Source organism: Corallococcus sp. NCSPR001 (genome assembly GCF_017309135.1).
Classification (GTDB): Bacteria; Myxococcota; Myxococcia; order Myxococcales; family Myxococcaceae; genus Corallococcus.
Map to the genome: position 1 here is coordinate 5852374 of NZ_JAFIMS010000002.1, position 22094 is coordinate 5874467.

Consider the following 22094-nt stretch of genomic DNA (forward strand, 5'->3'; position numbering starts at 1 on the left):
CCCTCGTCCTCTCACGGGCGTTGTGTCCGCCGTGCTCCTGTCCCTCGCCGTGGGCCTCGTGCTGCCCGGGTGCTTCCCCACGCAGGGCGCCTGCGTCCACGGCTCGTCCATCTACTTTTGCAATGAGGACACCGAAGACGAGTGCCGCGACTTCTGGTGCGACGGCTGGGACTACTGCGGCTACTTCGACGGCGACTCGTGCGAGGACGTGGGATTCTCCGCGGTGTCGCTGGACAGCTTCTCCGAGCCGAGAACGCCGGAGTGGAGCTGGGGGACGCCTTCGGGCGGCTCGGGCGGTGGTGGTGGTGGCGGAGGCAGCAGCGGCGCGTGCGCCTACTACGACGGGAACCTGAACCGCGTGCTCTGTGAGCAGCGCACCAGCGCATCCAGCTGTTCGGGCAAGTGGATGGGCAGCGGCACCAACTGCTCCGGCATGAAGTGCACGAGCAACACCGACCCCAACACCTGCACCGTGTCGGGTGGAAGCTCGGGCGGCACCTGCACGGCCACCTACCAGGGTCCCACCGGCGACGCGCAGGTCTATACCCAGTGCGCGTCCGTGTGGAACTACCGCTGCCAGCAGAAGAACGACAGCGCGGCGGACCAGAACTGCCTCGTCTACGACTCGCTCGAGGCGACGGTGGAGTGCCCGTACTGCCCTTGAGACTCCACCGGCGCCGCGAGGCCTGAAGCTCAGGCCTTGTTGGCGATGGTCTTCGGCGGCAGCTTGAGGACCTGGCCCACCTTGATGTGGTCCGGGTCCTTGAGCTGATCCTTGTTGGCCTCGAAGATCTTCGGGTACAGCTTCATGTCCCCGTAGATGTCCTTGGCCAGCTTGCTGAGCGTGTCGCCGGACTTCACGGTGTGCAGGCCGTAGGGCTCGGCGTGGGTCACGTCGAGCATCACCATGATCTCGTCGTTCCACTTCGGGTGCTTCGCCTTGATCTGATCCCACATGCGATCGCGGTCGAAGGCGTGGTCGACGCTGCCCTTGATGATGAGCTTGCCGTTCTCCTCGCGCGTTTCGATCTTCGCGCCCACGTTCTTCGCCACGTCCAGCACGTCCTGGTAGTCGTTCTGCAGGGCCATCCGGCGTCCTCCTGTCGTGAGGGCGCGAACTCAAGCACCGCGCCCGCAGGCAATGACGGACCACCGGGCAGGCCGTGAACGAAGCTCAACACTGCGCAAGCGGGAGCTGTTCAGAGCACCACGTCCGCGCCGGGCTCCGGTTCGACGTTCAGCTCCCCGGGCGGCGCGAAGGAGCCGTCCGGCCGCAGCTCACGCAGGACCTCCTCGCGGCTCAGGCGCACCTCGCGGATGGTGCCATCCGGCGACAGCGCGTAGACGCGGTCCTGGTCCCCTCCTCCCACGAAGAGGCCGCCCAGCGCGGGATAGAGCATCACCAGCGCGAGCTCCGTCTCCAGCGGCCCCGGGAAGAGCACGTGCGCGTGCGCGGAGAACTGGGGCCGCTCGCCGTCCCCATCCGGCGCGACGGACACGGGGATGAGCCCCTGGTGCAGGGGCAACTCCAGGAGCTTCTGGCGGCCGTCCTTGCTGAACTTGAAGCGGAAGTCGCCGCCCAGCAGGTACAGGTCCGAGTCGTCGAAGCCCTGGAGCACGTAGACGGTGATGCCGTCGTCCTCCTCCACCACGACGGGTTTGAGCTGCTTGCGGCCGTGCACCTGGAAGACGCGCTCACAGGCGGCGCTCACGGCGCGCGCCAGGGCGTCCATGCCCTCGGGCAGGGACTCGACGGGGAAGTCCTCCATCTCACCGGAGAATTCGATGGGCGCGCGGTACGCGTACGCGGGAACGAACATGTCCTGCGGATTGAAGCGGCCGAAGACGGAGTACCAGGCGTTGCCGCGCGGCACGGTGAAGAACCAGTTCATCCGCGCGCGGTCCAGGTCCGGACGCGCGAGCAGCAGGTCCGTGGCGCTGATGGCGCCCTTCTCCGATTCGACGATGTACAACGCGCGCTTCTGCACGCGCTGGAGCTCCGCGTCCGTCACCAGCACCACCGAGGCCTGCGCCGCGTCCGGCGCGTCCACCGGGGCCTGCGCCGCCGCGGCCTGCGTCGCGCTGGAGTGCGCGCGGCAACCGGCGATCAATGCGACGAAGGCGACGAGGAGACTGCGAAGCATGGGGGACTCCCGCGGACGTAAGGGGCCCGGTCAGTCTGTGCCGGCCGGGGCCCCCGCGTCACGTCCCCCGCGCATCAGGCGCCCTGCTGCGTGGGCGCCAGCGCAGCCTTGATCTTCTCTCGCAGGGCCTTGCGGCGCTCCTTGAACTGCGCGCGGGTGGCCTCGTCCACCTGGCCGTTGGCGGAGGCGCGCGCGGCCTTCATCTCCTCGTGCAGCTGCTTCGCCTCGGCCTTGAAGCCGTCGGCCTGGGCCTGCGTCAGGCGCCCTTGGGCGACCTGCTTGTCCAGCCGGTGCTGCATGCGGCCGAACTTGTGGCCCCCGCCGCCGTGTTTGCCCCGGCGTCCCTCGCACTGGCCGGCCCTGGCGTTGGGGTCGGACGGCGCGGCGGTCTGGGCGAGCGCGGGAACGGCGAGGAGCAGCGTGGCGACGGCGGTACCGCGAAGCATGGACTTGAGCGACATGGTGTGTGGACTCCGGGTTCAGGTCAAAACGCTCCGGGAGCAGCCGTGCAGCCTGCTTCCCGTCGCGCTCTGACACTCAAAACCCCGGAGCCCGCCGAAGGTTAAATCGCCTCCGGAAGACCGCCGGCTACTGGCAGTCCGCCATGCCGTAGTTGAAGTCCTGGCGCGGCGTGTGGCCCGGGTCCTGGTTGATGGCGGCGATGCTCAGGTCCGTGTACGACACCGTCTGCGTGCCGCCGATGACCATCTGCGTGCGCTGCACGCGCGTGGTGGACAGCACCACCTTGCCCGTCGTGCCGTTGGGCTCGATGCGGAAGCAGTTCAGGATGCGAGGGTCCACCGTGGAGCGGTTGCAGCGCGTGTACTGGCCCAGCACCGTGCGCTGCTCGTACGTGCAGCGGCAGTCCCAGGGATCGTAGGCCTCCGTCACCGTGGCCGCCTCGTAGCCCGTGGCCGTCTGGACCACCTCCAGGTAGCTGCCGTCCTGCGGCTGCGTGCAGCGCAGCACCGTGTCACCCACCGCGCCCTGCTTCACCTCCGCCAGCGAGGGCTCCACCGCCACCTGGGCGCCAGCCTCGATGGCGTTCAGCGGATCCCGCGAGCCCGCACCCTCACAGCCCAGGCCCATCAGCGAAACACCCATCAGCAACAAGGCGGAAAGACGCAGCGACACCTTCATGGACGACTCCTACGAAAGGGGGGATGTCCGGGAGGACCCGGACATCCCCCCTGTAGGCTTTCGCGGTGGCCGGGCGCAACGCCCTTCTGTGTCACGAACGCGATACGGGCTTCAGTGCACGCGTGGCGATGAAGGTGGGCAGGAACGTGGAGAGCAGATCCTTCTGCTCGTACTTGTCCTCGAAGAGGTTCGTGAGCACGAAGCCCGCTGCCATCTGTCCGCCCAGCTGGTCTTCCAGCGAGTGGCCCACGCACATGGGCTCGTTCTTGTCGCTGTAGCGGCGGCGCTCCTCGTCCGTGAGGCTGGTGAAGTCCGAGTACGGCATCGGGTACTTGAGCCGCATCACGCCCCTCTCCTCCTCGACCGGGTCGAAGAGGTAGCGCACCGGGTTGCAGATGCCCGACAGGAGCACGCCACCGGGGCGCAGCACGCGGAAGGCCTCGCGCCACACCGGGAGGATCTCCTCCGCGAAGCAGTTGGAGCACGGGTGGAAGATGAGGTCGAAGCTCCCGTCGGCGAACGCGGACAGGTCACGCATGTCGCCCTCCACGTACTGGAGCGTGAGGCCCTCGCGCTCGGCCACCTTGCGGTCCTGCGCCAGCTGCGCGGGCGAGTTGTCGAACACGGTGACGTTCGCGCCCGCCGCCGCGAGCACCGGGCACTGCTGGCCGCCCGCGCTCGCCAGGCCCAGCACGTCCTTGCCCTTCAGGTCCCCGAACCACTCGCGCGGCACGGGCTTCGTCGGGGTGAGCACCACGCTCCATTCGCCCCGTCGCGCGGCGGCGATGACCTCCGGGGCCACCGGCAGCGTCCACTTGTTGCCGCGCCCCACCTCGCCGTTCCACGCCTCGCGGTTGTACGTCCGCACGTCCAGGTCAGTCTTCATGCAGCACCCGTCCTTCCATGCCTCCGGCCACGGTGACGACCTCGCCCGTCACGTGGCCGGAGATGCGATCCGACGCGAGCGTCACCACGACGCGCGCCACGTCCTCTGGCTGCCCCACCTTGCGCAGCGGCATCGTCCGCGTGACGAGGCCGACGAACTTCGGGTCCGTCAGCTTGTCGCGGTTGCGGCCCACCTCCGTCCAGCCCGGGCACACCACGTTGACGCGGCCCATGGGCGCGATGCGGTGCAGCTCGTTCTTCAGGCTCTTCACGAAGCCCGCCGCCAGCGCGCCCTTCGCCGCCGCGTAGTCCGTGTGGCCCGCCTCCCCGAAGAGGCCCGCCGTGGAGCTGATGATGACGATGGTGCCCGTGCCCGTGGTCTCCACGTGGCGCAGGAACGCGCGGCAGCTGAGGAACACGCTGTCCAGGTTCTGCGCCAGCGTGCGGCGCCAGCGCTCCAGCGACATCTTCCACAGCGGCTCATCAGGCGCGGGGTACACGCCGGTGTTGCACACCAGCACGTCCAGTTGGCCCAGGTCCTTCACCGCCTGGGGCACCAGCGCGTCCACGTCCGCCTCCACCGTGAGGTCCGCGCGCACGGCCGCCCCGCCCACCTCGCGCGCGAGCGCCTCCGCCTTCTCCTGGCTGCGGTGGTAGTGCACCGCCACCTTCGCGCCCTCGCCCGCGAACGCCCGCACCAGCGCGGAGCCGATGCCGCCCGCGCCGCCCGTCACCAGCACGCCCTTGCCCTGCAGTCCCGTGTCCATCGCTTCGCGACTCCTCGTGGGCTCCCGTCAGAGCGGGAGGAATGCGCGGCATGATGCCCGAGCCCTCCGGTGCGGACAGCCGGGACGAAGAGGCGGTGTCGCCGAATGCGCTGAGAGCCGGGCAGCGGGACGAAATGCGCGCGACGTTCCTGACAAAAACGAAGGCCCGGGACGTGTCCGCCCCGGGCCTCGCGTAACGAATCCAGGATTCTTCAGCCCAGGCGCAACAACTGCCGGGCCTGCTCGGGGGTCGCGAGCTCACGGCCAGCGGCACGGGCCCGCTTCGCGGCCTCCGCCACCAGCTCGAAGCTGCCCTTCGCGAGCACGCCCTTGGACAGGTAGATGTTGTCCTCCAGGCCCACGCGCGCGTTGCCGCCGCGCTTCGCGGCCTCCTCCACGAACGGGAGCTGCTGGCGCCCCACGCCCGCCACCGTCCAGGAGCTCCCCTCCGGCAGCGCGGCGATCATGAAGTCCAGCACCTCCGGCCGCGCCTGGAGCGTGCCCGGCACGCCCAGCACGAAGTCGAAGTGCGCCGGCAGCTCCACCAGCCCCTCCTTCGCCAGGTAGCGCGCCTCGTCGATCATCCCGACGTCGAAGCACTCCAGCTCCGGCTTGAGGCCAATGCTCTTGATGCGCTTCGCGATGTCGCGCACCAGCGGCCGGGGATTCCAGAACACCTCTTCCCCGAAGTTCACCGTGCCCGTGGTGAGCGTGGCCATGTCCGGCTTGTCCGCGCCGGTGAGCGTGAGCCCGCCGCACCGCTCGTCCACGTCCATGCCCACCGCGCCGCCCGTGGACACCTGGACGAGGATGTCCGTGCGCTTGCGGATGGCGCGGATGGCCGCGCGGAACAACTCCGCGTCCTGCGACGGCTTGCCCTCCGCCGTGCGCACGTGGATGTGCACCATCGCCGCGCCAGCCTCGCGGCACTTCGCCGCGTCTTCAGCAATCTCCTCCGCGGTGATGGGCAGGTACGGCGTCTGCTCGCGCGTCGTCTCCGCGCCCACCAGGGCGGCGGTGATGACCATGGGCTTGCTCATCGCTTCACCCGCTGCTTGTCCTTGGGCACCACGCACGTGCCCGAGGCGCGGCACACCACCACCGCCTCCGGAAGCACGTCCGCCGCCGAGTCATTCACATCCGGCCGGGGCTTGATCACCTTGCGGGCCTCGAAGCGCATCTTCCGCGACGTGTTGCCCTCGCTGACAATCTCCCCTTCCGCCTCGATGAAGTCCCCCGCGTACACCGGGGCCAGGAACTCCACGGAGTCGTAGGCGCGGAACAGGCCCTCGTCCCCGTCGGAGCGGATGCACAGCTCCGTGGCCACGTCCCCGAACAGCCCGAGCATCCGCGCCCCGTCCACCAGGTTGCCGCCGTAGTGCGCGTCGTGGCTGCCCATGCGCAGCCGCAGTACCGCCTTCGTGCCAGTGCTCACGAGGGTTCCCCCTGGTAGTGGGAGTCCGCGGACTCCGTGCCTTCCTTCTTCATCACCGCGTGCACGATGTAGTTCGCCACGTCGGACGGCTTGGTGCCCGGCCCGAAGCCCGCGTCGAAGCCCAGCTCCAGCGCCAGCTTGTGGTCCACGCGCGGCCCGCCCAACAGCAGCAGCGTCTTGCCGTGGATGCCCGCCGCCTTCGCCGCGTCGATGAACTGGCGCGAGTTGTCCTTGTGCACGTCACGCTGGGTGACGACCTGCGAGACGAGGATGGCGTCCGCGTGCTTCGCGGTGGCCTTTTTGATCAGGTCCTCGTTGGGCACCTGGCTGCCCAGGTTGAAGGCCTCGAAGCCGGGGTAGCGCTCCAGGCCGTAGTCGCCCGCGTAGCCCTTCATGTTGAGGATGGCGTCGATGCCCACCGTGTGCGTGTCCGTGCCCGTGCACGCGCCGAAGACGACGATGCGCCGGCGGACCTTCTCCTTGATGAGCGCGTTGAGGTCGTCGAACCCCATCTTGCGCACCACCACCTCCGGCACGTCGATCTCCGCGTAGTCCAGCGTCACGTTGGAGCGGGCGTAGACGACGAAGAACGTGTACTGGTCCGCCGCGCGCTCGGCGGCGGCCACCTTCACGTCCGTGAAGCCCATCTTCTTCGTGAACTGGGCGGCGGCCTCCTTGGCCTTCTCCGACAGCGGCACGGGCAGCGTGAACGACAGCTGCACCATGCCGTCGTCGCGACGGTCGCCGTAGGGGCGGATGATCTGCTTGCTCGGCTTCACCATCGAACTAGCCCTTCTTGCCCTTGGGCGGCGTGAACGACACGCTGGTGCCCACCTTCTCGGCCACCGCGGCGAAACGGTCCTTCTTGCCCTGCTCCATGTAGAAGACCACCGACCACGTCGTCTTCCCGTTGCAGCCCACGTACGTGACGGTGTCCACGTTGCCGCTGCCGTCCGGCGCCGCGTCCGTGTCCGTCTTGGTCGCCGCCGGCTGGCCGCCGACCTTCAGCATGGTCCAGCTGTCGCCGCCCATGTTCGCGAGGATCTTCGTGCGGCACAGCTCCGCCTTCATGCCCGCGGTCTGCACCGTGCCCACGTCCACCATGAAGTACGCGTCGCCGGAGGGCGCCAGGAACTTCTCGGAGCCGTCCACGTTGGAGCGCGTCCACGCCGCCGGCGCCTTCAGCGCGATGTTCTTCACCGTCACGCTGCTCAACGCATCCGCGCTGCCACCCGCGGCCATCATCACAGCCACGAAAGTACCCAGGATCATGACGCCTCCAGCATTTCCAGGAACGGGTTGAAGTAATCCGGCGCCTTCTCCAGCACGCCGTCCAGGCCCTTGCCACCGGTCTCCTCGCGCTTCACGTCGCCGAAGCGCCCCTTGCCGATGGCCGCCACCATGCCCTCGGTGTGGCACTCGCGCAGCAGCTCCTCCGCCTTGGCGAAGACCTCTCGCGCGCGGTTGGCGATCTTCCCGTCCTCGCGGACGGTGAACTCCTCGTCGATGCCGCGGGCCGCGCGGTGGATGTACGACGCGGACTTGAGCGCCACGTACCGGTCCGCGAGCAGCGGCGTGTGCATGGCCTCCGTCATCATGCCCAGCAGTTGGATGCCCTGCCGCGTCCAGATGGCCACCAGGTCCGCCATCACGTCGTACGCGTGGCTGAAGAAGATGTCCGTCTCCTTGTGCTTCGTGGGCGGCATGTACTTGAGCGGCGCGTCCGGGAAGCAGCGGCGCACCAGCATCGCCTGCGACAGCTCCAGCAGCAGTGTGTCGTCGCGGTACGGGTCGATCTCGTACGAGTGCCCGATGCCCAGCTGCCAGTCCTTGAGGCCCGCGCGCTTGGCGAAGCACTCGTTGATGAACTGGCTGGCGATGACGGTGTGGGCCGCGTCGTACGCGTCCGCGGTGGTGATGTAGTTGTCCTCGCCGGTGTTGATGATGATGCCGGCCAGGGCGCAGATGCGGCGGCTGAAGTACTGGTCGATGAACGTCCGCCGCATGTTGATGTCGCGGAAGAGGATGCCGTACATCGCGTCGTTGAGGAGCATGTCCAGCCGCTCGTACGCCGCGCAGAAGGCGATCTCCGACATGCACAGGCCGGACGAGTAGTTGGTCAGCTGGATGTAGCGCTTGAGCTTGCGGCTCTCGTCATCCAGGGCCTCGCGCATCACGCGGAAGTTCTCCTGGGTGGCGTAGGTGCCGCCGTAGCCCTCCGTCGTCGCGCCGTGGGGCACGTAGTCCAGCAGCGACTGTGCCGTGGAGCGGATGACCGCGATGACGTCCGCGCCCGCCTGCGCCGCCGCACGCGCCTGGTCCACGTCGTCGTAGATGTTGCCGGTGGCGACGATGACGTACTTGTGCGGCGCGGGGGACATGGGGAACTGCTCGCGCAGGGCGTCGCGCTGGGCGATGCGGGCCTTGAGCTCCGTCATCGCGGCGCGGGCCTCCTCGCGCACGGCGTCGCGCAGGTTGGCCTCCATCTCTGGCGACAGCGCGCCCAGCTTGTCCGTGGGCAGCGCGGTGATGCGCTCCACGGCGTCCAGCGGACTGCTGGCGCCCAGCTGCAGCGCGCGGCCGTACCAGTACGCGGCGCCCCGGTTGAGCACCCCGGCGGATTGCAGCTTGTCCACCATGAGGTTGGCCAGGGGCACGCCACGCGCCCCCGCGCCGGAAATGCCAAAGAAGCGCAACACGGTGCGCTCATTGGAGACGGTGGTGTTGCGTTGGATGAGGTCGAAGATCGGATTGACGATCTCGTCCGCCAGCTTGCGCGCCTGAGCAATCCGCGCGTCGTCGATGAACGGGCCTGACATGCGCGCACCCTACCCGAGCGCCGCGTCCTTCGGCTCAAGAACACGGGCCCTCGCACCGTCAGCGAACGATGCCGCACCGCGCCTCTTGAATGGCGAGACGCATCACAGCACCCTTCTCACCGGAATGTCGCTGCGCGCATGAACACCGATAGAGCGGTGACCAGCATCACCGATATTTCGGTTCGTCCACCGAATGGGCGGTGACCGTCCCCAGGCCATCAGGCGCAACCTGTTGGAATGACAGGCGGTCAGCGTTCGGCACGAGGCGTGCTCTTGGGGTGGCCCGGTTCCCCCGCAACCCCAGGAGTCCCCTTTGAACCGACGCTCGTTGATGCTCGCCGTCCTGCTGTCTGGCGCCCCCGTCCTCGCCGCCGGCAACCCGCCTCCCATCACCACCGACTCGGGCGCGCCGCTGGGCACGAACCAGAGCTCCAAGACGGCCGGCCCGCGGGGCGGCATCCTCCTGGAGGACTTCGCGCTCATCGAGAAGCTCGCGCGCTTCGACCGCGAGCGCATCCCGGAGCGCGTGGTGCACGCGCGCGGCGTGGGCGCGTACGGCACCTTCGAAAGCTACGGCGACTTCTCCAGCCTCACGCGCGCGTCCGTCTTCTCCCAGAAGGGCAAGAAGACGCCGATGTTCGTGCGCTTCTCCACGGTCATCCACCCGAGCGGCTCACCGGAGACGCTGCGCGACCCGCGCGGCTTCGCGCTGAAGTTCTTCACGGACGAGGGCAACTGGGACCTGGTCGGCAACAACCTGCCCGTCTTCTTCATCCGTGACGCCATCAAGTTCCCGGACATGGTGCACTCGCTGAAGCCGTCCCCGGTCACCAACCGGCAGGACCCGAACCGTTTCTTCGACTTCTTCAGCCACCAGCCGGAATCCACTCACATGATCACCCAGCTCTATTCGGACCTGGGCATCCCGGCGAGCTACCGGCAGATGGACGGCAACGGCGTGCACGCCTTCAAGTTCGTCAACGCCAAGGGCCAGGTGAAGTACGTCAAGTTCAACTGGAAGTCGCAGCAGGGCGTGAAGGGCCTCACCGCGCAGGAGGCCACGAAGCTGGGCGGAGAGGACTTCCAGCACGCCACGCACGACCTCTACACGAACATCCAGGCGGGCAAGTTCCCCTCGTGGGAGCTGAGCGTGCAGGTGCTGGATCCCAAGGACCTGGACAGCTTCGCGTTCGATCCGCTGGACGCCACCAAGGAGTGGCCCAAGGACAAGCTGCCCCCGGTGAAGCTGGGCCGGTTCACCCTCAACAAGATGCCGGACAACTTCTTCGAGGAGACGGAGCAGTCCGCCTTCTCTCCGGGCGTGATGCCGCCGGGCATCGAGCCGTCCGAGGACCGCCTGCTGCAGGGCCGCCTCTTCTCCTACGCGGACACGCAGCGCTACCGCCTGGGCGCCAACTACCTGTCCCTGCCGGTGAACCGCGCGCGCGCCGCGGTGAACAACAACAGCCAGGCCGGCGCGATGAACAGCGGCAACACGAAGTCGGACGTGAACTACGAGCCCAGCATCACGCGGGAGACGCAGGACACGCCCTCCGCCCTCTTCTCCAACGCGCCGCTCACCGGCACCACGCAGCAGCGCCCCATCGAGAAGACGGACAACTTCTCGCAGGCGGGCGCCTTCTGGTCCTCGCTGGACACGGGCGCCAGGGAGCGGCTCATCCAGAACCTGGCCGGCGACCTGGGCCAGGTGCGCGACGCGAAGGTCAAGGCGCGCATGGTGGGCCACTTCTACGCGGCCCACGCGGAGTACGGCACGCGCCTGGCCAAGGCCGTGAACGTGAAGCTGGACGACGCGAAGGCCACCCTCGCGCCGCTCGCCACCAGCGGCCAGCCGTGACCTGAGCTCACCGGGGCCGCCGGTGGCACGGCGGCGGCCCGCCCTCCCCCTTCACGATTCCTTCGCTGGAGACGCCCTCATGGTTCGCAAGCTGCTGCTCGGTTCGCTGGGTCTGGTGATGCTGGTATGCACGGTGCTGACCGCCGCGTGGATGTCCCTGCGCGCACCGGCGACGCCCGCCGGACGGCTGCTCGCCACCAGCGATGCGGAGCGCTACCTGCTCGCCGCCGCGCGCGAGGGCGAGACGGACATCGTCCAGGGGCTCGTCAAGGCGGGCACGCCCGTGGAGGCCCGCGACGCGCGAGGCTTCTCCCCCCTCATCCTCGCCGCCTACCACGGGCACACCCAGACGGTGCGGGCGCTGCTCGACGCCGGGGCGGACGCGTGCGCGGGTGACAGCCGGGGCAACACCGCGCTCATGGGCGCCGCCTTCAAGGGCTACGCGGACGTGGTGAAGCTGCTCTCCGCCCAGCCCTGCGCGGTGGACCAGACCAACCGGCTGGGCCAGACGGCCCTGATGTTCGCCGTCCTCTTCGGCCGCACGGAGGTGGCCGACCAACTGCGCCACCAGGGCGCCTCTCCCGCGCTGCGCGACGCCAGCGGCCGCTCCGCCAGTGATTGGGCCCGGACCCAGGTCCCCACCGCCCCCGTGGCGCCCGCGGCACCCGCCGGCAGCCCCCACACCAGCCGTCCTCGGACGGCCGATTTCCCATCTCCTGAGGCTTTGTGATTCCCTGGAGGGATGGGATTAGTCGGTTTAATACACGAATTCCAATTCATACAAAATTGCCACATTTTTCCAGCTACCCTTGACTCCGAGTGGGGGGTTGGCCGCATAACATCCCGCGTCCTTCCAGGAGTGCAGGGATGAAAAGCCATCGGGCAATGCCAGTGCGCGGGTGGGTGGGCCTGGCCCTCGCGGTGATGTTGAGCGGTTGCGATTTTGGCGGAGGTCCGGATGAACCCGCGCCGCCGCTGACTCCCCCTGAGGCGCCGAAGCAGGTGGTCGCGCAGGCCGGAGACGCATCCGCTTTGGTGACGTGGACGGTGCCGCCCGATGATGGCGGCAGCCCGCTGCTCTACTACGTGGTGCGCTGTGTCCCCGAGTGCGGCGGCGCGCTGGTGAAGGTGCCGGACACGCAGGCCACGGTGCTGGGGCTGAACAACGGCTTCACCTACGTCTTCAAGGTCGCCGCGGTGAACGCGATGGGCGAGGGCCAGGCCTCCGTGGAGACGGACCTGGTGACGCCGAAGGCGGGCATGAGCATCCCGAACCCCACGGTGCCGGGACAGCCGCGCTCGGTGGTGCCCACCGCGGGCAACGGCCAGGCGTACGTGAGCTGGCTCGCGCCCGCGAGCTACGGCGGCCGTCCGCTGTCGTACTTCAAGGTCATGGTGGAGCCGGGCGGCCGGGTGCAGCGGGTGGACGCGCCCGCGTCGGGCACGCTCATCGAGAACCTCGACAACGGGACGGCGTACTCCTTCACCGTGTGCGCCGCCAACGAGATGGGTGAAGGCCCGTGCACGCGCCAGACGGCCACGGTGACGCCGCGTCCGGGCGGCGCGCCCACCCAATGGGTGATGGGCTACTGGGTGGGCTACCAGCGCGACCTGTACCCGGTGGACTCGGTGGACATGTCCCTGCTCACGCACGTCGTGGTGGGCCGCATCCGTCCGCGCATCGACGGCACGCTCTACACGGACTTCGACGTGGACGCCGTGGAGGGGCCCAAGATGGCCCGGGCCCTGGCGCAGCGCGCGCACGCGGCGGGCAAGAAGGCGCTGCTGATGCTGGGCGGCATGGGCGAGTACGACGGCTTCAAGGGCGCGACGGAGACGCTGGAGAAGCGCCGCAACTTCGTGCGCAACATCATCACCACCATGCGCGAGCTGCAGTTCGACGGCGTGGACGTGGACTGGGAGCCCATCCTCCTGCCGCAGGACAGCGCGCCGCTGCTGGCGCTGCTGGACGAACTGCGCGCCGCGGACGAGAACATCATCATCACGGTGCCGGTGGGCTGGGTGAACTCCAACTTTCCGCTGGGCAAGGTGGACGCGGAGTTCCACCGGCAGCTGGCCGCCCGCGTCGACCAGATGAACATCATGGCCTACAAGATGAGCGGCCACTGGGGGCAGTGGCAGAGCTGGCACTCCAGCGCGCTCTTCGGTGAGAGCTCCGGACACCCCAGCTCCGTCGCCAGCTCCGTGCAGGCGTTCCTGGACGCGGGCGTGCCGCCGCAGCGCATGGGCGTGGGCGTGGGCTTCTTCGGCACCTGCTGGAAGGGCATCACCGAGCCGGGCACCCCGCTGGACGGGCGCGACGACATCGCGGAGGAGCAGAGCGACAACGCGATGAGCTACGCCAACATCCAGGCCCTCTATTACTCGCCGGAGGCGTACCGCTGGGACGACGTCGCCAAGGCGCCCTACCTCTCCTTCCCCACCGCGTACGGCCCGCAGTCCTGCAACTACATCTCCTACGAGGACGTCGCGTCCGTGTCGGAGAAGGGCCGCTGGGCGCGGGAGAAGGGCCTGGGCGGCAGCATCATCTGGACCATCAACCAGGGCCACATGCGCACCAAGGCCCTGGGCTCCAGTGATCCGCTGATGCAGGCCGTGCACACGGCCTTCCTCAAGCCCTAGACGTAGCGGGACTCGAAGAGCTGGCGCAGCGACGGTTCGGTGCGCAAGAGGTCCAGCGTGAGGGCGGCGTGGTGGGGCACGTACCCATTGCCCACGAGCATGGTGACGTCCTTGCCCACGCCCTCCGCGCCCAGGGCCGCCGTGGTGAAGCTGGTGGCCATGGAGAAGAAGATGACCGTGCCGCCGTCCTTCACGGACAGCAGTGACGCCATCTCCGTGTTGCCCACGCTGGCGCAGTTGACGACCAGGTCGCAGAGCTGACCGCCCGTCGCCTTGGACACGGCCTCCATCACGTCCACGCCCTGGGTGGCGTCCACCTTGAGGGCCTCGTCGCACAGGCCGATGGCGGACAGCGCGTCCAGCGCCTTCTGGGAGATGTCCAGCGCCAGCAGCTTGCCCCGGCTCTCCAGGCTGCGGCGGGCCTGCGCCAGGCACAGCGCGCCGCTCTTGCCCGCGCCCAGCACCGCCACCGTCATGCCCGGACGCACGTGGCGCGCCACCAGCGCGGGCGCGCCGCAGACATCCAGCGCCGCCAGCGACAGCGTGTCCGGCATGTCCTCCGGGAGCTTCGCGTAGATGCCGCTCGCGAAGAGCAGCGCGTGGCCGCGGATGTCCACGCGGTCGATGTCCGCGTGCACCGCCTTCACCTCTTCGATGACGAGCGGCGTGAGCGTCAGGCTCACCAGCGTGGCGATGCGGTCGCCGGGCTTGAGCACGCCGTTGGCGGGGTGCTTCGCGCCCAGCTCCTTCACGCGGCCAATGAGCATGCCGCCGGAGCCGGTGACGGGGTTCTGCATCTTGCCGCGCTCACGGACGATGTCCTGGATGCGGGACGCGATGCGCGCGGGGTCTCCGCCCACGTCGTCCTTGATCTGCTTGAAGGACGCGGCGTCGATGTTGAGGCTCTCCACGTCGATGAGCAGCTCCGACTCGCGGCACGGCAGCGAGGGGTCCAGCTTGCGGGCGCGCTGCGGCAGCACGCCCTTCTCTCCCATGACGCGCGACAGTCCGTAGGTATCCATGGGCTCCCCTTATCAGTCCCGAGCCAGCAGCGGCACCAGCACCGACAGCGATCGCTCGAAGCGATACGACACGCCGGAGTGGCCGTCCTCGAACTCCTCGTGGGCCACGTCCACGCCGCCGGCCTTCAGGTCGTCCGCCACCATGCGCGTGCCCCAGCGCAGGTTGAACTCGTCGCGCGTGCCGGCGTCCAGGTAGACCGTCTTGAGCTTGCGGAACGAGTCCATGAACTTGGGCACGAAGCGCACGGGGTCGTGCACGAGCCACCGGTTCCACACGTCCAGGCGCAGCTTCGCGTTGTGCTGCTCGAAGGGCAGCTCCAGGTTGAGCGGCTCGCCCTTCTTCGGCGAGTACGCCGCCGCCATGGCCAGGATGTTGATGACCGGGAAGTCGTCGCCGCGCACCTTGGTGGCCACGGCGCGCTGGCGCAGCTCCGTCACCCACGCGTCCACGCCGCCGGCCTTCATCAGCGCGGTGGCGGCCTTGGGCAGGTCCGGCATGTACGAATATTCGAAGTAGGAGTCCGGCGCGTGCGCGCCCAGGAGGGAGAAGACCTCCGGGTGGTAGCGGCCCATGACCAGCGCGCCGTAGCCGCCGGAGCTGTGGCCCACCACCGCGCGGGACGCGGCCTTGGGCAGCGTGCGGAAGGTCTTGTCCACGAAGCCGACGATGTCCTTGACCAGGTAGTCGCGGTAACGGCCGATGGCGTCGCTGTTCACCCACTGGCTGCCGCCCAGCTTCGTCCACGCGTCCGGGAAGACGCCGATGACGGGCGGGATGGCGCCCTGTTCGATGAGCGCGTCCAGGCGGTCCGGCACGGAGGGCGAGAAGCCGGACGCGTTGGTCCACGAGCCGCCGCCGTTGCCGAAGGCGTGCAGGAAGTAGACGACCGCGTAGCGCTGCGAGCCCTCCGCGTAGCCCGGCGGCAGGTACACGGTGAGCCGGCGGCGGGCCGGATCTCCCAGCGGGTTGTTCTCCAGCGCGGGGGAATGCACTTCACGCGTCTCGAGCACGCCCTTCATCGGTGCTTCTCCTGGTCGCGGTGCGCCGCGCGTTCTACGCGCTGGAGCCCGGGTGCTTGCCGAACAGCTTCATCACCTGTTGCAGGTCCTCCCACGCCTTGCGCTTCTCCGCGCTGTTGCGCAGGAGGTACGCGGGGTGGAAGGTGGGCATGAGCTGGATGCCCTCGTATGCGCGCCACTGGCCCCGCATCTTGGTGATGGGGGTGGTGTCCCGGAGCAGCGTCTGCGCCGCGAACTTGCCCAGCGCGACGATGACCTTCGGCTGGATGGCGAGCAGCTGCGAGCGCAGGAAGGGCTCGCACGCGGCGATCTCATCCGGCTCCGGGTTGCGGTTGCCGGGCGGGCGGCACTTCACGACGTTCGCGATGTAGACGTCGTTGCGCGTGAAGCCCATGGCGCCGATCATCTTGGTGAGCAGGTCGCCGGCGGCGCCCACGAAGGGCACGCCCTGGAGGTCCTCGTTCTCACCGGGGCCCTCGCCCACGAACACCAGGTCCGCGCGAGGGTTGCCGGAGCCGAACACGATGTTCTTGCGGCCCGTGCACAGCTTGCAGCGGCGGCAGTCGCCCAGCTCGCGGCGGATCTGATCCAGCGTGGGGCGTTCACCCTCCACGACGCCGGGCAGCGCGCCGTTGTAGCGGGGCGCGGACTGGGGCACGTCCAGGAGCACGCCGGGGACCCCGGGAACGGGAGGGGCCGCGACACGAGGGGCCGGGCCTTCGGAGGCCAGCGGACGCGACGCGGCCAGCGGACGGGAAGCGCCCAGGGGCTGCTTCATCGCGGCGTGCAGGGCGTCGCGCGACGGGGACTCCACCGGGGGCCGGGGAGGCGGGGGGGCGGCGGCCGGCTCGGGGGCCTTGGTCCGGGCGATCATCGTGCGCACGGACGAGGCGGCGGCGCGCTGCTGCTGGAGCTCGGCGGCGACCTTCGCGTCGACGAGGAGCGAGCGGCCCGCGCTCTCCTCCTGCCAGAGCAGGTGGCGGCGCACGTCCTGGAGCACGTCGGCCAGCTCCTGCGTGGAATCAGGCGTGTCGTCGTTCACGGGGGTGATCGGTATCGAAGGGGCCGTCCCGGCGCAAGGAAGCAGCCGGAGAAGTTGCCTGTACGCTTAGCCCAGGGTCGGGGCTTGCGCCACCTTCCGGGCGGAGGCCCCGGGCACTGGTCGAATCAGGACACACCCCCGGAGTAACGCCCTTGGCCATGGGGCGGACCTGGGGAAGATGCCGGCCTTCCTTTCCATAGGAGCAGCTCCCACATGATCAAGGTGGCCATCGTCGTTGGCAGCACGCGGCCCGGACGCAAGGCGGACAAGGTCGCGGCCTGGGTCCACGACATCGCGAAGAAGCGCAGCGACGCCACGTACGAGCTCGTCGACATCCAGGACTTCCACCTGCCCCTGCTGGACGAGCCGACCCCGCCGTCCGCGGGCAAGTACACCCAGGAGCACACCAAGAGGTGGAGCGCGGCGGTGGAGGGCTACGACGCGTACGTGTTCGTCACGCCCGAGTACAACCACGGCCCCTCCGGCGCCCTGAAGAACGCGCTCGATTACGTCTACAAGGAGTGGAACAACAAGGCCGCCGGCTTCGTGGGTTATGGCAGCGCGGGCGGCGTGCGCGCGGTGGAGCAGCTGCGCCTGGTCGCCGCGGAGCTGCAGCTGGCCACGGTGCGCGCGCAGGTTCAGCTCTTCCTGGCCACCGACTTCGAGCACTACACCGTCTTCAAGCCGGACCCGGCCAAGGAGAAGCAGGTGAACGCGATGCTGGATCAGCTCGTGTCCTGGGGCACGGCGCTGCGCACGGTGCGCGTGAAGCCGTAGCGGCCTCAGGTGTCCTGGCGGGCCCGCTCCGTGGCGGCCCGCCGCAGCGCCTCGGCCGTCTCCGGGTCCGCCGGGAAGAACGACTCGATGGCCAGCTCCGCGAGCGTGATGTCCACGGGCGTGCCGAACACGGTGATGGTGCCGAAGAACGACAGCAACCCCAGTGACGTGCGGATGCGCAGCGGCACCACCACGCCGCCAAAGTCGCGCGCCTTGGAGTCAGGGGCGGCCTCCGGCACCGGGTAGCCGCGTAGCTCCTCCAGCAGCGCCGCGAGCGTGGCGTCCCCGGAGACGTCCACCTGCCGGGTGAGACGGTGGAGGACGTGGTCGCGCCACTGGCGCAGGTTGTCGATGCGCGAGGCCAGCCCCTGGGGGTGCAGGCTCAGGCGCAGGACGTTGATGGGCGGCGTGAGGAGCTCTGGCGCCAGGCCCTCCATCAGGATGCCCAGGGCGCGGTTCGCGGTGACGAGCGTCCAGTGCCGGTCCACCGCCAGCGCGGGGTACGGCTCATGGCCCGCGAGCACCAGCTCCACGGCCTCGCGCGTGGCATTGAGCGCGGGGTCATCCAGGGGGCGCTCAGCGAAGACGGGCGCGAAGCCCGCGGCGACGAGCAGGCTGTTGCGGTCTCGCAGGGGCACGTCGAGTTCCTCCGCCAGGTGCAACAGCATGTCGCGGCTGGGCTGGGAGCGGCCGGTCTCCAGGAAGCTCACGTGACGGGTGGAGACCTCCGCGCGCAATGCGAGGTCCATCTGGCTCAGCCCGCGCCGCTGCCGCCAGCCGCGCAGCAGTTCTCCCACGGGGCGGCTCTGCTGAAGGCTCGTCATGGGTGGGGAAGATAGGAGGCGCACGTCATCGCTTCCATTCCCTCGGAGGTAATCGACGCCGCGCACCCGGCCGCGCATCTTGTCCATCAACGACGGACGGCCTTCCCAGGGCCCGCGCCGTCGCGTTCATCCATTCCACTGAAGGGGACGTCTGCCATGACCAAGACGAACGTGTCGGGAAGCCTGTTGCGCCGCGTGCTGCTGCTGGACGGAGTCGCCAGCGGGGCGACGGGGCTGTTGGGGGCGCTGGCCGCGGGTCCGCTCGGGGAGCTGACCGGGCTGGAGCCGGGCATCCTGCGCGCGGCGGGGCTGGGGCTGATCCCCTTCGCGTTGCTGCTGGTGTACCTGGCCTCGCGGGCCACCCTGCCCGCCTGGCCGGTGTGGTGCGTGGTCGCGGTGAACGCGATGTGGGTGGTGGACAGCGTGCTGCTGCTGACGCACGGGCCGACGACGCCCACGGGCCTGGGGGTGGCGTTCGTCATGGCGCAAGCGCTGGCGGTCGCGGTGTTCGCGGCGCTGGAGTACGCGGGCCTGCGTCGAGGTGCCGCGACGGCCATGGCCTGAGTGTCCGGTCCGCGCGGTTCGGGCGTCACGCCGTGCCGCGCGGAGGGACTCCCGTTGTTATCGTGGTGGGCCATGGCTTCCTCCATGCGCCAGTGGCTCCTCGTCGCCGTCTTGTCTTCCAGTGTCATGGGCTGCGCCACGATGGGCGGCCTGTTGAACCGGGACCTGGTGTCGCTGCGCTACGGCTGGCCTGAGCAATCCATCATGCGGGTGGTCCACACGGTGAACGTGCGCACGGACTGGAGCGACCGGAGGACAGCGCAGCGGCGCTTCACGCTGACGCTGGGCCCCGCGGACGCGAATGGCGCACGTCGACTGGGCATTCACGACGTGGAGGTGACGGAGGCCCCCTTCCCTGCCTTCGTGGAGCCCCTGGCCACGTCCATCATCGACGCACAGGGGGACTTCCAGGGGATTGATCCGCTGGAGGAAGGCCCCGGACTGGAGTTGCTGGACGCGCTGCCGGTCAGCCCTCGGAAGAAGGCGCAGATGACGAAGGCGCTCACGAATGGATTGGAGCGGGACGCCCGCGACCGGTGGAACCAGTGGGTGGGCAGCTGGCATGGCGGGCGTTTCAAACCGGGCAAGCTGGAGGTCATCGCAACGACCATCGCCGTGGGCACGGGCCTCAAGAAGTCCGAAGAGGTGCCCGCGGAGGACCGCCAGCAATTGGACGTGGGCGTGCCCTGCTCCGACGCCGTGCCTGAGCCCAGGTGCGCGAGGCTGCACGTCGTGCGCGAGCCCGTGGGCCAGAAGGATGACACGCAGGGCCGCTACGCACGGCTGGAGTTGGAGTTGGTGACGGATCCCGCGACACTGCTGCCGTACTCATCGCGGCTCGTCCGCATGGATCGCGTGAACTGGGCCGACGAGGGTGAAGAGCCCGACTACCACGAGTCCGTGCAAGTGGAGCAGTACACGTTCCTCCACGGCGTGGAAGCGGTGCCGGGACAGGTCGCGTCCGTGGGCTCGCGTTAGCCCGAGCTTGATTGTCGAACGCGGGCACGTCGCGCTATCACCGCCTGCCGTGACAGCCATTCGTCCCATCCGGCGTGCCGCGAGCGCGGCGTCCATCGTGGCTCTTGTTGGGTGCGGGTCGGCCACCCTCGGCACCACGGGCAAGCCCGCCATGGCGAAGTGGGTGGCGCCGGTCCTCAGAACGCCGGATGGCGGTCAACTCCAGACGACCATCTATTATGGGCCCTGGCAGTGCAGTGCTGAGTTCCTGTCCCGCTGCGAGTCGAAGTGCGCGTCGCAGGGCCATGCACTCATGGGCTGCATGTGGCTGGCCGACATCAAGGGGGACTGGAAGGGGCGCTACTTCTTCATGCCAGCGGAGGCCGGTGGTCGAATGGCCATCACCCACTGCTGCTGTGACTATCCGGCGGTATCGGACGGGAAGTGGCGGCGGGACACCTGGGACAATGCGCGCGCACGCTATCGGCGCGAGTGGAGTTCTGAATTCGGCGAGTGGCCCACCAACCCCAACGGGGTGCCATGGGCCGGGCACCATATCTTCGACCTTGGCCACGGCGGAGCACCTGTGGCGAAAGACAATGTGCTGCCGGTACCTGGGGACGTGCACGGAATCTTCAACAAGGAATACCCCGCTTGTTATGCCCCAGGGGGCAAGTGGTTGACGCCTGGGCCTGCGCGCCCCTACGTGGATTGAGGAGCCTTCATGGCCATGGACCGACTGCTGGCTGAAGTCTCCCGGCTCCACTTCCCGCGTCCGCCCGCGACGCCCGCGCAGATCACCGCCTTTGAGGCGCGCGTCGGCTGGAACCTGGACCCGGATCTGCGCGCCTTCTACCTGCACTGCGATGGATGCACGCTCTTCGAGACGTTGCCAGACGCGAAGTACCGCGTCCTCCCACTCGACGAGATTCAGCGCGCGCGACGTGCGATCAGGGCCTCGGAAGAAGATGAGGACGGAGCCGCATCGCAGTACACACTCGTGGATATGCAGGACACCAACTACGTCGTCATGGACGTGGCGCAGACTGTGAATGGCCGCTACCCGCTCTTCGACGCGTGGCACGAGACGTACCCCCAGGTGGAACGTATCGCCTCGTCCTTCGAAGACTTCCTTGAGAAGGCGCTTCGCAGCGGCAACCGCGCGTTCTGGCTAAGCAGCGAGCCGCCGGAGGAATAGGCTCGCCCGGCTCAGCCCATGCCCACTTCGGCGAAGTAGTCGAGGAACGCCCGGATGCGCGCCGGGAGGTGCTTCGTGGGCTCCAGGAACACCGCGTGGAAGACGACGGTGTCCCCCGGGTTGCGCTCTTCCAGCACGGTACTGAGCCGTCCGGCCTTGAGGTCCTCGCGCACCTGGAACGCAGCGATCCGCGCGAGTCCAGCCCCCGTGAGCGCCAGGTGCCGCAGGGCTTCTCCGTCACTGGCGAACAGCGAGCCGGAAACCGGCACGTTCACGGTGGCGCCGCGCTCCACGAGGGGCCACTGCTCCAACGCGGGCGTGTGACTGGCCCCCATGCGCGCATGCCGTTCCAGGTCCGCTGCGGACTTCGGAGTGCCCATGCGCTTCAGGTACGCAGGTGAACCCACGATGACCTTGCGCGTCTCTCCGAGCCTGCGCGCGACGAGGTTGGACGACTTGAGCGGGCCCGCGCGAATGGCCACGTCCGCGCGATCCTCCAGCAGGTCCACCACGTGGTCCGTGAGCCCGATGTCCAGGCGGATGCCCGGGTAGCGCTCCTGGAACGCGAGGACCTGCGGCAGGAGGAAGTGCGTGCCGTAGGGCACGTTGGTGTTCACGCGCACGCGGCCCGACGGCGCGTCGTGGGACGTGACACCACGCTCGGCGGCCTCCAACTCCGCGAGCACCTGCACGCTGCGCTCGTAGAAGACGCAGCCTTCGGACGTGAGCTGGAGGCCCCGGGTGTTGCGGTGCACGAGCCGTGCGCCCAGACGGGCTTCCAGCCGCGCGACGAGCTTGCTGACCGCCGACGGCGTCATCCGCAGCGTGCGCGCCGCGGCGGAGAAGCCCTCCTGCTCCACGACCCGGACGAAGACCTCCATCTCCCCGGAGCGATTGATTTCCAGACGCGCCATTGACTTGAACTCACAAGCCTTGTGCCTGGGGCGGCTCTACTGCGTGACAAGGCCCACGAATACTAAACCCGTGCGGCCCGGAAAC

Annotated in this window: 26 protein-coding genes; 10 read left to right on the forward strand and 16 right to left on the reverse strand. The window is 68.9% G+C overall.

The window, feature by feature from the left end; all coding sequences use genetic code 11:
- The first annotated feature begins 31 nt into the window (after positions 1-31).
- Positions 32-664 carry a hypothetical protein gene (locus JYJ93_RS25305; protein ID WP_206795499.1) on the forward strand — a complete coding sequence of 211 codons (633 nt, stop codon included), beginning with the start codon at positions 32-34 and terminating at the stop codon, positions 662-664.
- Between the two features lie 29 nt (positions 665-693).
- On the opposite strand, the gene JYJ93_RS25310 is transcribed toward JYJ93_RS25305, so the two are convergent.
- The 6 genes from JYJ93_RS25310 to JYJ93_RS25335 all read right to left on the reverse strand — a co-directional run bounded on the left by JYJ93_RS25310 (position 694) and on the right by JYJ93_RS25335 (position 4936).
- On the reverse strand, positions 694-1089 hold the full coding sequence (locus JYJ93_RS25310; protein WP_206795507.1) for a LysM peptidoglycan-binding domain-containing protein: 396 nt from the start codon (positions 1087-1089) through the stop codon (positions 694-696).
- A 110-nt stretch (positions 1090-1199) separates the two neighbouring features.
- Positions 1200-2144 (reverse strand): hypothetical protein, encoded by a 945-nt coding sequence (locus tag JYJ93_RS25315; protein ID WP_206795510.1) that lies wholly within the window; start codon positions 2142-2144, stop codon positions 1200-1202.
- Between the two features lie 74 nt (positions 2145-2218).
- Positions 2219-2605: a hypothetical protein gene (locus JYJ93_RS25320; protein ID WP_206795512.1), complete on the reverse strand. Its 387-nt coding sequence runs from the start codon at positions 2603-2605 to the stop codon at positions 2219-2221.
- 127 nt (positions 2606-2732) lie between these two features.
- Positions 2733-3284: a hypothetical protein gene (locus JYJ93_RS25325; RefSeq protein WP_206795514.1), complete on the reverse strand. Its 552-nt coding sequence runs from the start codon at positions 3282-3284 to the stop codon at positions 2733-2735.
- 91 nt (positions 3285-3375) lie between these two features.
- Positions 3376-4170 (reverse strand): class I SAM-dependent methyltransferase, encoded by a 795-nt coding sequence (locus JYJ93_RS25330; RefSeq protein WP_206795516.1) that lies wholly within the window; start codon positions 4168-4170, stop codon positions 3376-3378.
- Positions 4160-4936: an SDR family NAD(P)-dependent oxidoreductase gene (locus JYJ93_RS25335; RefSeq protein WP_206795518.1), complete on the reverse strand. Its 777-nt coding sequence runs from the start codon at positions 4934-4936 to the stop codon at positions 4160-4162. The genes JYJ93_RS25330 and JYJ93_RS25335 overlap by 11 nt, the downstream gene beginning before the upstream one ends.
- 50 nt (positions 4937-4986) lie before the next feature.
- On the opposite strand from JYJ93_RS25335, the gene JYJ93_RS25340 reads away from it, so the two are divergent.
- A complete protein-coding gene (locus tag JYJ93_RS25340; RefSeq protein ID WP_206795528.1) occupies positions 4987-5133 on the forward strand; it encodes a hypothetical protein in 147 nt (48 codons plus the stop codon).
- A gap of 15 nt (positions 5134-5148) precedes the next feature.
- On the opposite strand, the gene JYJ93_RS25345 is transcribed toward JYJ93_RS25340, so the two are convergent.
- The 5 genes from JYJ93_RS25345 to JYJ93_RS25365 are packed head-to-tail and all read right to left on the reverse strand — an operon-like array spanning position 5149 to position 9190.
- Positions 5149-5976 (reverse strand): 3-keto-5-aminohexanoate cleavage protein, encoded by an 828-nt coding sequence (locus JYJ93_RS25345; RefSeq protein WP_206795530.1) that lies wholly within the window; start codon positions 5974-5976, stop codon positions 5149-5151.
- Complete coding sequence (locus tag JYJ93_RS25350; protein WP_206795532.1) at positions 5973-6371, reverse strand: hotdog fold domain-containing protein; 399 nt, start codon at positions 6369-6371, stop codon at positions 5973-5975. Before JYJ93_RS25350 ends, JYJ93_RS25345 begins: the two co-directional genes overlap by 4 nt.
- Positions 6368-7153: an OAM dimerization domain-containing protein gene (locus JYJ93_RS25355; RefSeq protein ID WP_014396340.1), complete on the reverse strand. Its 786-nt coding sequence runs from the start codon at positions 7151-7153 to the stop codon at positions 6368-6370. Before JYJ93_RS25355 ends, JYJ93_RS25350 begins: the two co-directional genes overlap by 4 nt.
- 4 nt (positions 7154-7157) lie before the next feature.
- Positions 7158-7643, reverse strand: a complete 486-nt coding sequence (locus tag JYJ93_RS25360) for a hypothetical protein (protein ID WP_014396339.1) — start codon at positions 7641-7643, stop codon at positions 7158-7160.
- Positions 7640-9190 (reverse strand): lysine 5,6-aminomutase subunit alpha, encoded by a 1551-nt coding sequence (locus JYJ93_RS25365; protein ID WP_206795534.1) that lies wholly within the window; start codon positions 9188-9190, stop codon positions 7640-7642. Before JYJ93_RS25365 ends, JYJ93_RS25360 begins: the two co-directional genes overlap by 4 nt.
- A gap of 313 nt (positions 9191-9503) precedes the next feature.
- Here JYJ93_RS25365 and JYJ93_RS25370 point away from each other — a divergent pair, with 313 nt between their 5' ends.
- From JYJ93_RS25370 to JYJ93_RS25380, 3 genes are all read left to right on the forward strand, one after another.
- The gene (locus tag JYJ93_RS25370; RefSeq protein ID WP_277989478.1) at positions 9504-11048 is read left to right on the forward strand and encodes a catalase; all 1545 of its coding nucleotides are present in this window, start codon (positions 9504-9506) and stop codon (positions 11046-11048) included.
- Positions 11049-11127: 79 nt separating this feature from the next.
- A complete protein-coding gene (locus JYJ93_RS25375; protein WP_206795536.1) occupies positions 11128-11778 on the forward strand; it encodes an ankyrin repeat domain-containing protein in 651 nt (216 codons plus the stop codon).
- A gap of 137 nt (positions 11779-11915) precedes the next feature.
- Positions 11916-13691: a glycosyl hydrolase family 18 protein gene (locus JYJ93_RS25380; protein WP_206795545.1), complete on the forward strand. Its 1776-nt coding sequence runs from the start codon at positions 11916-11918 to the stop codon at positions 13689-13691.
- Here the strand turns inward: JYJ93_RS25380 and JYJ93_RS25385 are convergent.
- From JYJ93_RS25385 to JYJ93_RS25395, 3 genes are read right to left on the reverse strand one after another with little or no spacing between them, the layout of a single operon-like run.
- Positions 13688-14713 (reverse strand): L-erythro-3,5-diaminohexanoate dehydrogenase, encoded by a 1026-nt coding sequence (locus JYJ93_RS25385; protein ID WP_206795547.1) that lies wholly within the window; start codon positions 14711-14713, stop codon positions 13688-13690. The two genes, JYJ93_RS25380 and JYJ93_RS25385, sit on opposite strands and share 4 nt — an antisense overlap.
- Before the next feature lie 12 nt (positions 14714-14725).
- Entirely contained in the window at positions 14726-15733 is a 1008-nt protein-coding gene (locus tag JYJ93_RS25390; RefSeq protein ID WP_206795549.1) for an alpha/beta hydrolase-fold protein, read from the reverse strand.
- A 34-nt stretch (positions 15734-15767) separates the two neighbouring features.
- Positions 15768-16775, reverse strand: coding sequence for a uracil-DNA glycosylase (locus tag JYJ93_RS25395; protein WP_206795552.1), 1008 nt, complete (start codon positions 16773-16775; stop codon positions 15768-15770).
- A gap of 213 nt (positions 16776-16988) precedes the next feature.
- Between JYJ93_RS25395 and JYJ93_RS25400 the strand changes: the two genes are divergently transcribed.
- Entirely contained in the window at positions 16989-17552 is a 564-nt protein-coding gene (locus JYJ93_RS25400) for an NADPH-dependent FMN reductase (RefSeq protein WP_206795553.1), read from the forward strand.
- Positions 17553-17557: 5 nt separating this feature from the next.
- Here the strand turns inward: JYJ93_RS25400 and JYJ93_RS25405 are convergent, their stop codons facing one another.
- A complete protein-coding gene (locus JYJ93_RS25405) occupies positions 17558-18376 on the reverse strand; it encodes a helix-turn-helix transcriptional regulator (protein WP_206795562.1) in 819 nt (272 codons plus the stop codon).
- A 156-nt stretch (positions 18377-18532) separates the two neighbouring features.
- On the opposite strand from JYJ93_RS25405, the gene JYJ93_RS25410 reads away from it, so the two are divergent.
- The 4 genes from JYJ93_RS25410 (at position 18533) to JYJ93_RS25425 (ending at position 21095) form a co-directional block, all read left to right on the forward strand.
- Entirely contained in the window at positions 18533-18940 is a 408-nt protein-coding gene (locus JYJ93_RS25410; RefSeq protein WP_206795564.1) for a hypothetical protein, read from the forward strand.
- 72 nt (positions 18941-19012) lie between these two features.
- Positions 19013-19918: a hypothetical protein gene (locus JYJ93_RS25415; protein WP_206795566.1), complete on the forward strand. Its 906-nt coding sequence runs from the start codon at positions 19013-19015 to the stop codon at positions 19916-19918.
- A gap of 151 nt (positions 19919-20069) precedes the next feature.
- On the forward strand, positions 20070-20612 hold the full coding sequence (locus tag JYJ93_RS25420; RefSeq protein WP_242543927.1) for a hypothetical protein: 543 nt from the start codon (positions 20070-20072) through the stop codon (positions 20610-20612).
- Positions 20613-20621: 9 nt separating this feature from the next.
- Positions 20622-21095, forward strand: a complete 474-nt coding sequence (locus JYJ93_RS25425; protein WP_206795568.1) for an SMI1/KNR4 family protein — start codon at positions 20622-20624, stop codon at positions 21093-21095.
- Positions 21096-21106: 11 nt separating this feature from the next.
- Here JYJ93_RS25425 and JYJ93_RS25430 read toward each other — a convergent pair whose 3' ends face one another.
- Positions 21107-22009 (reverse strand): LysR family transcriptional regulator, encoded by a 903-nt coding sequence (locus JYJ93_RS25430; RefSeq protein ID WP_206795570.1) that lies wholly within the window; start codon positions 22007-22009, stop codon positions 21107-21109.
- Between the last annotated feature and the right edge of the window lie 85 nt (positions 22010-22094).

What these genes read in the sequence shown, in the direction of transcription:
- JYJ93_RS25310 (WP_206795507.1), bottom strand. Translation starts at nt 1,089, where the DNA reads ATGGCCCTGCAGAACGACTACCAGGACGTGCTGGACGTGGCGAAGAAC.
- JYJ93_RS25315 (WP_206795510.1), bottom strand. Translation starts at nt 2,144, where the DNA reads ATGCTTCGCAGTCTCCTCGTCGCCTTCGTCGCATTGATCGCCGGTTGC.
- JYJ93_RS25320 (WP_206795512.1), bottom strand. Translation starts at nt 2,605, where the DNA reads ATGTCGCTCAAGTCCATGCTTCGCGGTACCGCCGTCGCCACGCTGCTC.
- JYJ93_RS25325 (WP_206795514.1), bottom strand. Translation starts at nt 3,284, where the DNA reads ATGAAGGTGTCGCTGCGTCTTTCCGCCTTGTTGCTGATGGGTGTTTCG.
- JYJ93_RS25330 (WP_206795516.1), bottom strand. Translation starts at nt 4,170, where the DNA reads ATGAAGACTGACCTGGACGTGCGGACGTACAACCGCGAGGCGTGGAAC.
- JYJ93_RS25335 (WP_206795518.1), bottom strand. Translation starts at nt 4,936, where the DNA reads ATGGACACGGGACTGCAGGGCAAGGGCGTGCTGGTGACGGGCGGCGCG.
- JYJ93_RS25340 (WP_206795528.1), top strand. Translation starts at nt 4,987, where the DNA reads ATGATGCCCGAGCCCTCCGGTGCGGACAGCCGGGACGAAGAGGCGGTG.
- JYJ93_RS25345 (WP_206795530.1), bottom strand. Translation starts at nt 5,976, where the DNA reads ATGAGCAAGCCCATGGTCATCACCGCCGCCCTGGTGGGCGCGGAGACG.
- JYJ93_RS25355 (WP_014396340.1), bottom strand. Translation starts at nt 7,153, where the DNA reads ATGGTGAAGCCGAGCAAGCAGATCATCCGCCCCTACGGCGACCGTCGC.
- JYJ93_RS25360 (WP_014396339.1), bottom strand. Translation starts at nt 7,643, where the DNA reads ATGATCCTGGGTACTTTCGTGGCTGTGATGATGGCCGCGGGTGGCAGC.
- JYJ93_RS25365 (WP_206795534.1), bottom strand. Translation starts at nt 9,190, where the DNA reads ATGTCAGGCCCGTTCATCGACGACGCGCGGATTGCTCAGGCGCGCAAG.
- JYJ93_RS25375 (WP_206795536.1), top strand. Translation starts at nt 11,128, where the DNA reads ATGGTTCGCAAGCTGCTGCTCGGTTCGCTGGGTCTGGTGATGCTGGTA.
- JYJ93_RS25380 (WP_206795545.1), top strand. Translation starts at nt 11,916, where the DNA reads ATGAAAAGCCATCGGGCAATGCCAGTGCGCGGGTGGGTGGGCCTGGCC.
- JYJ93_RS25385 (WP_206795547.1), bottom strand. Translation starts at nt 14,713, where the DNA reads ATGGATACCTACGGACTGTCGCGCGTCATGGGAGAGAAGGGCGTGCTG.
- JYJ93_RS25390 (WP_206795549.1), bottom strand. Translation starts at nt 15,733, where the DNA reads ATGAAGGGCGTGCTCGAGACGCGTGAAGTGCATTCCCCCGCGCTGGAG.
- JYJ93_RS25400 (WP_206795553.1), top strand. Translation starts at nt 16,989, where the DNA reads ATGATCAAGGTGGCCATCGTCGTTGGCAGCACGCGGCCCGGACGCAAG.
- JYJ93_RS25405 (WP_206795562.1), bottom strand. Translation starts at nt 18,376, where the DNA reads ATGACGAGCCTTCAGCAGAGCCGCCCCGTGGGAGAACTGCTGCGCGGC.
- JYJ93_RS25410 (WP_206795564.1), top strand. Translation starts at nt 18,533, where the DNA reads ATGACCAAGACGAACGTGTCGGGAAGCCTGTTGCGCCGCGTGCTGCTG.
- JYJ93_RS25415 (WP_206795566.1), top strand. Translation starts at nt 19,013, where the DNA reads ATGGCTTCCTCCATGCGCCAGTGGCTCCTCGTCGCCGTCTTGTCTTCC.
- JYJ93_RS25420 (WP_242543927.1), top strand. Translation starts at nt 20,070, where the DNA reads ATGGCGAAGTGGGTGGCGCCGGTCCTCAGAACGCCGGATGGCGGTCAA.
- JYJ93_RS25425 (WP_206795568.1), top strand. Translation starts at nt 20,622, where the DNA reads ATGGCCATGGACCGACTGCTGGCTGAAGTCTCCCGGCTCCACTTCCCG.
- JYJ93_RS25430 (WP_206795570.1), bottom strand. Translation starts at nt 22,009, where the DNA reads ATGGCGCGTCTGGAAATCAATCGCTCCGGGGAGATGGAGGTCTTCGTC.